The organism is Herbaspirillum sp. VT-16-41, assembly GCF_001994935.1.
GTDB classification, from domain to species: domain Bacteria; phylum Pseudomonadota; class Gammaproteobacteria; order Burkholderiales; family Burkholderiaceae_D; genus Herbaspirillum; species Herbaspirillum frisingense.
Map to the genome: position 1 here is coordinate 1 of NZ_MUXB01000070.1, position 7,692 is coordinate 7,692.

Below are 7,692 nucleotides of genomic sequence, written 5' to 3' on the forward strand. Positions count from 1 at the left end.
AACCGGGAGTGGTTCCGCAGCCGGGCAGAGGCAAAAGTGCTGATTGAAAGATGGCGTCAGTTCTACAACGAGCGCAGACCGCATAGCGCACATCAGTACCAACCTCCAGCTACGATCCGTCGAGCCTGGCTAGAATCGAATATGATCGACAACCGACTCACTGCCTGACTGGCTACAAATTACCGACGCAGGTCAGAAGAGTTGGCTTAAGTGCTTGATTCTATTGGTGCTGATGGGCGGAATCGAACCGTCGACCTACTGATTACGAATCTGCGAGGAAAATTATAAAAATCAATAGGTTAGGGAGATTTTTGCTCCGCAATTCAAAAAAACGACAGCCCGCAAGGCCAAGAAGGACGCTCCTCGATTTGGAATTGCGGAGCGGATTTTTCGTTGTTGAATGCGAATGTCGTCGCCGACCCTGGTACAGTTTGCCGTGTCCGCTATCGGTCGAGGCTGTGTAAAAACGTAAAACATTGGAAAATTCATGGGTAGGGAGCCTCTTCCCGACATCGAGAAAATTGAATGCAGGCCGATCTAAGAGGTCGATTTTTCGATTGATTAAGAATTCCTACGTTTTTACACAGCTTCGGCCAGAAGCGGTCAGTTAATCTTTTGGACTCGGAAAGACAATAAATGGATGTCGAAATTGCGCTGGGTAATTTCTACCACCCCAGAGACGAAGATCGTTTGTTCAGAGGATTTGAAGAGAATAGAGCGATAAAAAAGGTGGAAGGCGTTGGGCGCAATCTCATCCTCAGCATTGAAATGAAAAAACTAAATCGGGAAGAGTTATCGGATTTATTTTCCCTTTTATTTCGCTATCAGATCCCTCTTGCTCCCTTTTATTTTCTCGCCGAAAAAAAACGTTTTTCTTGGATAAACAATCCGGCCGCGTATTGGTTTGATAGCTTATTTGATAAGACCAAGCGCACACGTCCAAGATTTTGCATTGACAAGTAAGAGTCTGCTTTCGGCCATACTTAGCGCTTAACGGGACGATCCGAGCGATGACAACTTCATCTTTTTTTAGCGAAAATTGGCCCGCGCTTGTGGCGGGAGCGCTCGCCGGCATACCAACCGCTCTGGCTTCTGCTTGGGCATTTGGTAGCAAGCTCACGGAAAAATGGCTTGACCGTCGATTCCAAAAATCTCTGCAGTATCTAAAGCATGAACAGGATTTAACTATCGCGCGCCTCAAGGTGGAAGTCGATTCAGTTCTCGCCGCTAAAGTTAAAATTCAGGCCAAGGAGTTTGAGACCATGACCGTGGCGTGGGAAATGATGTCCGACGTTATGGTGAAAGTCAGCACTGTCGAAGCTCCGCTCAAAATTCAAAGCGATCTTTCTGGTCATTCGGATGCAGATTGGGAAGACGTATTCGAAGACCACCACATAAAAGGTGGCGTCCGCCGTGAAATTTTGGCAGCAACGCCGTTTGAGCGGAATAGTCTCTTCTGGAAGACGCTCGACCGGATTGCAGTGCATGACGCAAACGTGGCAATCTCCGAAACACGTATCTACCTTAAAAAGTATGGCGTCTTTGTTCACAAGGAAGTCGGTGATGAGATGGAGTCTCTATGTCTGCTGGCGAAGGGCATGATGATGAAACGAAGCCTGGCGCACGACCAGTTCCGCTCCACATTGGAAAATCTGGAAAAATTTGATAAGGAATTTATGCCGCGATACGAGGCCCTTTTTGACCAGGTGAGAGCCCGTTTGCGCGACGTGGGGCAAATGGCCCCATCACCCGTGAAAAACGGCCCTTAGGTGCGTCAAAATGCGTCAGATTTGATACTCGTCGGAGGAGCCGCCGTGCCAGGCTGGGCGGGCTTCGGCGCCTGATGCAAATTTGAGTCAAAGCCGACCTATGTAGCGGGCAGGCGCGGGGTGGGGGCAACCGCGCGCGCAGGCTCCATATGTCTTGATAATTGTATTTATGATAATAATTGCGGGTTATCTTCCTATCGTCAGTATTCCGTCTCACAAGTCCGAGGGGCTCTGTTTCGGCCCTCTGCGTTGTGTTTTCAATGCGTCGGAGAAAATCTAGATCGAACGCAATAGTGCCGGCTTCCGCGACTTCCTCGGCCTCGTCGCTCGCTGCAGAGGGAAAATACGATCAGTCATTCAACACCGTTTGGGATAAGAACCAGCAAGAGGGGCGATCATTAATAATCGCCAACTTCTTTCTGATCTGCGGGAGATGTACTAGGAATGGTTGGTTGAAAAGGGTATGGACGGATATGAGCCAGATCACATCGCAAGGAAAAACTATGCGTCTTGAAACTGTGGAAGATGCCCGGGCTGCGGCAATCGAATTCGCTGACAAACACAACCAGGATCACGCAGCGGTTGTGAAGCTTGCTCTGTCCTGGTTCAAACATTCGCAGGTCACTGAAAGCTGGAAAGAGGCGGTGACAGCACAGGCCTTGAACGAGCGGTTGCTGAAAGCATTTTTTGTCGAGGAATAACCGGCGATGCGTAAGCAGTTCATGTCACTGGCTTAAGATGCAGAAGGCTACCCAAACTATGCATTCGAGACGTGGTATCAACAAGGAATGTCGTGTTACATGGTTCGCTTACCGAAATCATTGCGTAGGCAAGCGTTTAAACACTTGGCTTGCAAATGGCAGTCGAAAGGCTCAGTGGTCGCAATGTGGCACGTTCGTGCATTCGTGTACGGGGCAATGGGTAAAGATTACAGCGGCCAACGCAGTCCATACGTTCCTGAGGGGTATCGCTGGCCCCTCCCTCCCGATGCGTCTTGGCAGTTAGTGGTGTGTGTGTAACCGGGCGGCGAATGGGATTTGGATTTTGCACACCCGATTAGCCGAAAGTTCTGGTCTGAAGACAATGGTTTCCTGGATCTGCCGCTAGCACCAGCAAATATTTTCCAACGTCAGTGGTTCAAAGACATGGAATTTGAGGTGATGCAAATGCACCCGGCTATGTTAGTTATCGAAGGAAGGTCGCAGCCTCACCTTCAAGCAATTAAATAGGACGGAAAAATCCGGCCTGGCCGGAAAGGAAAACGGGCCGTATAGATTGTTTGAGTTTAAATGCGGAGGATGTGCCTATTATGGCTGCGAATATACGCAATCTTACTGGTCAAGAAGATCTACACTCAGGGTGGAAAACCTACTACATACACATAATCACGACGGCAGGTGATTTCTTCAAGTTCGGATATTGTGCTGGCTCAGTGGCAAAGCGGTATTCGAAAGAGCCGAAGACGACTGTAATCGAAATACTCAAAATATGGACTCACAAAAACGAGTCGCAGGCAATCTCCCATGAGGAAAAACTGTTCAAAGAGAACCTTGGCGATTTGCCGTTCATTGGTAGATGTGGACCACTACGGCATGGCGGAAACACAGAGACTTTCAGTCATGACGTGTTAAATGGAAAACCGGCCCCAGTCAACTATATAGTTTGTATGCGATCACTGACGCATGGAAGCTTACATGCAAAGGTTTATCCATATGAAAATCCTCGTGACCCTTACTATCACTTGAGGGGAACGGTGAAATATATGGAGTATAGCTTCGAGCCAGAGGAGCTAGGGGAGGGGGCCTTTCTTCAAGTTCCCACTTTGAGTCATGAGAAATCAGTAACTTTGGCTACGGCGGCGCTATTGGATGCGGTGTTGGAAAAAGGGTATCAAGGACTTTCGAAGAAGCATGCTCTAGACGCTCTCGAAAGATTCATCGTGATTTCTAGTTGGTCGGACTACTCAAAAATGGTCTTTGAGGGAAAAGAATTTTCCGGAAAGAACGGAGACTGGGTTTAATACTTGGTTCCGCATATCAAAGAGGAAAATATGGCCGTCGATCTTGCTAAGTGTTGCTGGGTTCTTGCATAGGTGTCGTGGGCGCTCTACTCGGCGCCATCCGTCACGAAGGAAAACGGGCGTGAAGATCAATAAAGCAGATTTAATGCGGAAAGGCCGCGATGCGTTGTTCGCGCGTGTCAAAGCAGAGCTTAAGCATGCCAACGATGAGAAATCTCATGAACAATTTGATGATGCCAAGTCGACGATTGACCGCTATCTGGATGCAGCACAACAGCGGCAGACCGACATGCCCTCATCAGAAGACCTGGCGTTTGCGTGCGCCATTCTTCTTCTCACCACTCAGGCCATGGAGCAAAGTGATTTCGATTTTCTTGGCGCACTTTGCGCGCCTGAGCTTGGCGTCGACATGTTCGGCTTGGCGCCGCGTGTCGCAGAACTGAAGGCGCGAGCTATTGCACGGCCGGAGACGACGGCGAAACAACATGCTTCGACGCCGCCAGCCGTAGTGGGTGACGATAGCATTCCCTTCTAGGAAAACCGGCCAGGATGGAAGGGGAAGCGAATGCAATTCAGTTTGTCAGAGGCGCAGGGGCGGTTCTTGGGCACCTTTTTAGAATTAAAGGTGCGCTTCATGCTAATTGGCGGAAAAGCTATGCAGGTATTGGGCATCGAAAGAGCTACGGCGGATCTTGATCTCTGGGTGTCTCGGGATCAAGAGAGTACTAATGGAATCTGCGCAACGTTGAAGAAGCTATATGGCGTCCCAGATGGCGTCCTTGATCGCATGGGAACGCCGAATGTCCGTGTGCCTATTCCGAACCCAACGGTGCCTGAAATTGACTTGTTAACGTCAATTGATGGGTTAACGTTTGATGACGTATTTGCCGGCGGGGAAGATGTGTTTTGGAACGGTCGTTCCTTACGGATACCAAGCGTGGCGGATCTGATTTGCACTAAGCGAATTGCCATAGCCACAAACGAGGCGCAGATCTCGTCTGGACGTTTAGATGAGCGCGGCATAGCGCAAGCAAATGCGGGGATGGCACGAGACCTCGCCGACATCGCCCTACTAAGTCGACGGGAAAGATAGGAAGACCAGATGGCCACGTACAGGCAAATTCATGTGAAAGCCAAACACGGCGTTACGGTTCAGTCCTGCTGGATCGCGCATGTGAAAGAGTTGAACGGAATTCGGACACGGCCAGCTCCGAACCGTCGTTCCAAGGAGCGGGTAAAGCCATGTCCTGACAAGATGCGTCCGCTCATCGAAGCATCGATGAGATACTTTGGCATGATTTGAAAGGAGAATCCGATGAGTGATTGGAAAGAAAAAGTAGTTTTGAAGGACGGTGAAACACTGCGGCTCGACCGTTCGTATTCAAAAGGTTTTATGCAAGAAGAAGACGTGAACTTGTACACGATCCTTAATAGGGACGGCGCTGAAAAAGTGAAGGTTCAAGTCCACGATCATACAGCGGTCAAGGGTTTTCGTAGGACATTATCGGTAGTACAAACCGATCATGAAGGTCGCACGGTTGTACGCGAAAGTTGGAATCTTTAGTGAATGAGTGAACGCATAGGAAAGACATGGGCTATCTGAATCCACTGTTGAACTTGCCAGCCGGCCGCGCACTGCTGGAGCTTCCGCGCGAGCAGCGTGCGGCGCTGGAGGCCGTGATGCGAGATCTTCGCGACCAGGCGAACACAGAAGCCGAGAAATCATGGGCGAAGCGCAAAGGCCCGATGGCTGCGTACTGGCGCGCTGTGTCGACCTACGCTCGCCACACTGCACATGCCTTGAGTCCGGCTGCGCAAAAGAACCGATAAGAAAAATTGATCTATGGGGATAGTCGCCGAAGTCTCAGATGCTATTAAGACGGTTGCACAGATTGCCGTAAAGCCGCTCCTGGCCGTTGCTATTGGTGCCGGTGCAATTTTGTATGCTCCGCCTACTGTGGTTGCGGCAGCGGGACTTACAGACCTGCTGACTAAGTACCGCATGTGGATTGGGCTCGCTCTTCTAGCGTCATGTGCTTTCCTATGTGCCCACGGACTTTCATGGATATTCGGCTTCATCGCGGCGGTTCTCGATGGAGTACGGATGCGCAAGGTCAGGCGAAAATGGCTTACGACGCTGACCCCGGACGAAAAGGCAATTCTTACCCCGTATATTCGCGAGCAGGCCGCATCAGTTACCTATAGCCTCAACGATGGCGCTGTTCGTGGTCTTGAGGGAAAAGGTATTCTTTACAGGGCATCGTCCGTCTCTTATGGACTCGAATTTCCGTTCAATATGCAGCCGTGGGCAAGAGAAATTCTTTCATCAGAGCCGGAATTGCTTATGAGGAATCGCACATGAGCACTGTTGAAAACCAAGTCTTTTGCACGCAGTGCGTCGCCAAAATTGACGTCGAATAACACCAAGGAAAAATCAAGAATGAATATCGGTGACTATAAATTTGACATTTACCCCGACCATCAACCTGATGATTGGTCGATGGAGAACGATTGTTGGCGCAATGTCGAACAACTCGACGACCACACGCATCGCTTGGTTTCATGGATGGGGCGGGTGGGTTATGTGGTCGAGTACGGCGGCAAAGCCATTCTGTTACCCCAAGAATGGGCAATGGGTGTTTCTCGCGCGATTGCAGCAGACGAAGCTGCGCGACGCCATGCCCTTCCAGGAATGCGCGACACAGCGAGATAGGAAAAATTATGAGCGAGAACGCAGAAGATCATACGGTGCTTGCCGATACCGATGAATATGTCGATATTTGTGTTGGCGTGTCGCAGTGGCAAAAAGAGGATGGCCGTTACATTCTTGAAGAGGATTATCGTGTCGCGGGCGAGGTGTGGCGGGGTCATAAAAACGATGCAGATCCGTATCCATCAAATCCTCACGCTCATTGCGTTGGTGGTTCAAATAGATTTATCGGCTGTACTTTGCACCTTGGAACAGCCGAGCTTTTTCGGAAACGTGACGGAACCGGACGGTTTTTGGAGAAAAACCAATTTGATAGGCTTCTTGAGCTGATCCGTCCAAAATTTCCAGGTATCACCTTCCCTTTACCTGCTTAGGAAAAAACGGCACCAGCGACCAGGTGCATGACAGATCTGCCCGTGACCCGCATCGACGGGATAAGGGCATCGAGAGGGCTGGTGGGGTGCTTGCCAGGAAGGATAATTCGCTGTGTCCGACATCGAGATTTTTGCCAGACAAGTCCAACGACGTTCCGCAGAACACAAGCAGGCGATGGCATTGCTGTGGTCGAACAAACTTTATGGGTTGATGGTATCTGTGTTGCGTCAAGAGTTAGATTCGATGGTAAGGGTCATCTTTTTACTCGGACAGGAACCAACTGTTCGCGAGCAGTTGGTTGCTGACTCTGTTTATGGCCGAAAGTGGAAGATCGGGCGAGAGCCGGTGACTGATCGGAAGATGGTCGACTTTGCGCAAAAACTTTATGGCTGGACGGCATCAGTCTACAAGTTTGGGTGCGCGTTTATTCACTTGTCGGCGCTACACGATTACAGTGCACGTGATCCGCTTCAACTTCTTCCCTCGGACGAGCGTGAGGACATTCTCAGCCATTGCCGTCATTATCATGGAGGGCCTGTCAGTCCGGAAGCCGGATTTGCGGATCTAATTTCTTTTTTACCTCTCGTTCTAGAAAAGGTCGCGGACAACTTGGAATTTCATCTGGACGATCTGCTGAATGGGCGTTCGCTTGAGACAGTCTAAACATCTAGGAAAGAGCCCGGCACCGGCGGCGATCGCCAAGAGCTGGTCATAGAGGAAATAATGTCGAATAAATATGATTGTAGTTGCCCCCGCAATTCAGGACACTCAGACATCGTTAAGTTACTGATGCTGCAGCCCGTCTGAACTCGCGAGGC

Annotated in this window: 13 protein-coding genes; all 13 read left to right on the forward strand. The window is 50.1% G+C overall.

Annotated elements, in window-relative coordinates; translation table 11 throughout:
• A partial coding sequence (locus BTM36_RS04500; RefSeq protein ID WP_083747987.1) for an integrase core domain-containing protein occupies positions 1–168 on the forward strand: 168 nt, incomplete at its 5' end.
• A 468-nt stretch (positions 169–636) separates the two neighbouring features.
• Positions 637–963 carry a hypothetical protein gene (locus tag BTM36_RS04505; RefSeq protein WP_254426917.1) on the forward strand — a complete coding sequence of 109 codons (327 nt, stop codon included), beginning with the start codon at positions 637–639 and terminating at the stop codon, positions 961–963.
• Between the two features lie 47 nt (positions 964–1,010).
• Complete coding sequence (locus BTM36_RS04510; protein WP_077235368.1) at positions 1,011–1,769, forward strand: hypothetical protein; 759 nt, start codon at positions 1,011–1,013, stop codon at positions 1,767–1,769.
• Between the two features lie 473 nt (positions 1,770–2,242).
• Entirely contained in the window at positions 2,243–2,470 is a 228-nt protein-coding gene (locus BTM36_RS04515) for a hypothetical protein (protein WP_139347067.1), read from the forward strand.
• 608 nt (positions 2,471–3,078) lie between these two features.
• Entirely contained in the window at positions 3,079–3,789 is a 711-nt protein-coding gene (locus tag BTM36_RS27645) for a hypothetical protein (protein ID WP_139347068.1), read from the forward strand.
• Between the two features lie 121 nt (positions 3,790–3,910).
• Positions 3,911–4,324, forward strand: a complete 414-nt coding sequence (locus tag BTM36_RS04530) for a hypothetical protein (protein ID WP_077235371.1) — start codon at positions 3,911–3,913, stop codon at positions 4,322–4,324.
• A gap of 30 nt (positions 4,325–4,354) precedes the next feature.
• The gene (locus BTM36_RS04535) at positions 4,355–4,882 is read left to right on the forward strand and encodes a hypothetical protein (protein ID WP_077235372.1); all 528 of its coding nucleotides are present in this window, start codon (positions 4,355–4,357) and stop codon (positions 4,880–4,882) included.
• A gap of 222 nt (positions 4,883–5,104) precedes the next feature.
• The gene (locus BTM36_RS04545) at positions 5,105–5,353 is read left to right on the forward strand and encodes a hypothetical protein (RefSeq protein ID WP_077235374.1); all 249 of its coding nucleotides are present in this window, start codon (positions 5,105–5,107) and stop codon (positions 5,351–5,353) included.
• 26 nt (positions 5,354–5,379) lie between these two features.
• A complete protein-coding gene (locus tag BTM36_RS04550; RefSeq protein WP_077235375.1) occupies positions 5,380–5,619 on the forward strand; it encodes a hypothetical protein in 240 nt (79 codons plus the stop codon).
• A 13-nt stretch (positions 5,620–5,632) separates the two neighbouring features.
• Positions 5,633–6,151, forward strand: coding sequence for a superinfection exclusion B family protein (locus tag BTM36_RS04555; RefSeq protein ID WP_077235376.1), 519 nt, complete (start codon positions 5,633–5,635; stop codon positions 6,149–6,151).
• A 6-nt stretch (positions 6,152–6,157) separates the two neighbouring features.
• Positions 6,158–6,502 (forward strand): hypothetical protein, encoded by a 345-nt coding sequence (locus BTM36_RS04560; RefSeq protein WP_139347069.1) that lies wholly within the window; start codon positions 6,158–6,160, stop codon positions 6,500–6,502.
• A gap of 8 nt (positions 6,503–6,510) precedes the next feature.
• On the forward strand, positions 6,511–6,873 hold the full coding sequence (locus tag BTM36_RS04565) for a hypothetical protein (RefSeq protein WP_139347070.1): 363 nt from the start codon (positions 6,511–6,513) through the stop codon (positions 6,871–6,873).
• A gap of 112 nt (positions 6,874–6,985) precedes the next feature.
• On the forward strand, positions 6,986–7,537 hold the full coding sequence (locus BTM36_RS04570; RefSeq protein WP_077235379.1) for a hypothetical protein: 552 nt from the start codon (positions 6,986–6,988) through the stop codon (positions 7,535–7,537).
• Positions 7,538–7,692 lie beyond the last annotated feature (155 nt).

What these genes read in the sequence shown, in the direction of transcription:
- BTM36_RS04565 (WP_139347070.1), top strand. Translation starts at nt 6,511, where the DNA reads ATGAGCGAGAACGCAGAAGATCATACGGTGCTTGCCGATACCGATGAA.
- BTM36_RS04515 (WP_139347067.1), top strand. Translation starts at nt 2,243, where the DNA reads ATGAGCCAGATCACATCGCAAGGAAAAACTATGCGTCTTGAAACTGTG.
- BTM36_RS04510 (WP_077235368.1), top strand. Translation starts at nt 1,011, where the DNA reads ATGACAACTTCATCTTTTTTTAGCGAAAATTGGCCCGCGCTTGTGGCG.
- BTM36_RS04535 (WP_077235372.1), top strand. Translation starts at nt 4,355, where the DNA reads ATGCAATTCAGTTTGTCAGAGGCGCAGGGGCGGTTCTTGGGCACCTTT.
- BTM36_RS27645 (WP_139347068.1), top strand. Translation starts at nt 3,079, where the DNA reads ATGGCTGCGAATATACGCAATCTTACTGGTCAAGAAGATCTACACTCA.
- BTM36_RS04550 (WP_077235375.1), top strand. Translation starts at nt 5,380, where the DNA reads ATGGGCTATCTGAATCCACTGTTGAACTTGCCAGCCGGCCGCGCACTG.
- BTM36_RS04545 (WP_077235374.1), top strand. Translation starts at nt 5,105, where the DNA reads ATGAGTGATTGGAAAGAAAAAGTAGTTTTGAAGGACGGTGAAACACTG.
- BTM36_RS04505 (WP_254426917.1), top strand. Translation starts at nt 637, where the DNA reads ATGGATGTCGAAATTGCGCTGGGTAATTTCTACCACCCCAGAGACGAA.
- BTM36_RS04555 (WP_077235376.1), top strand. Translation starts at nt 5,633, where the DNA reads ATGGGGATAGTCGCCGAAGTCTCAGATGCTATTAAGACGGTTGCACAG.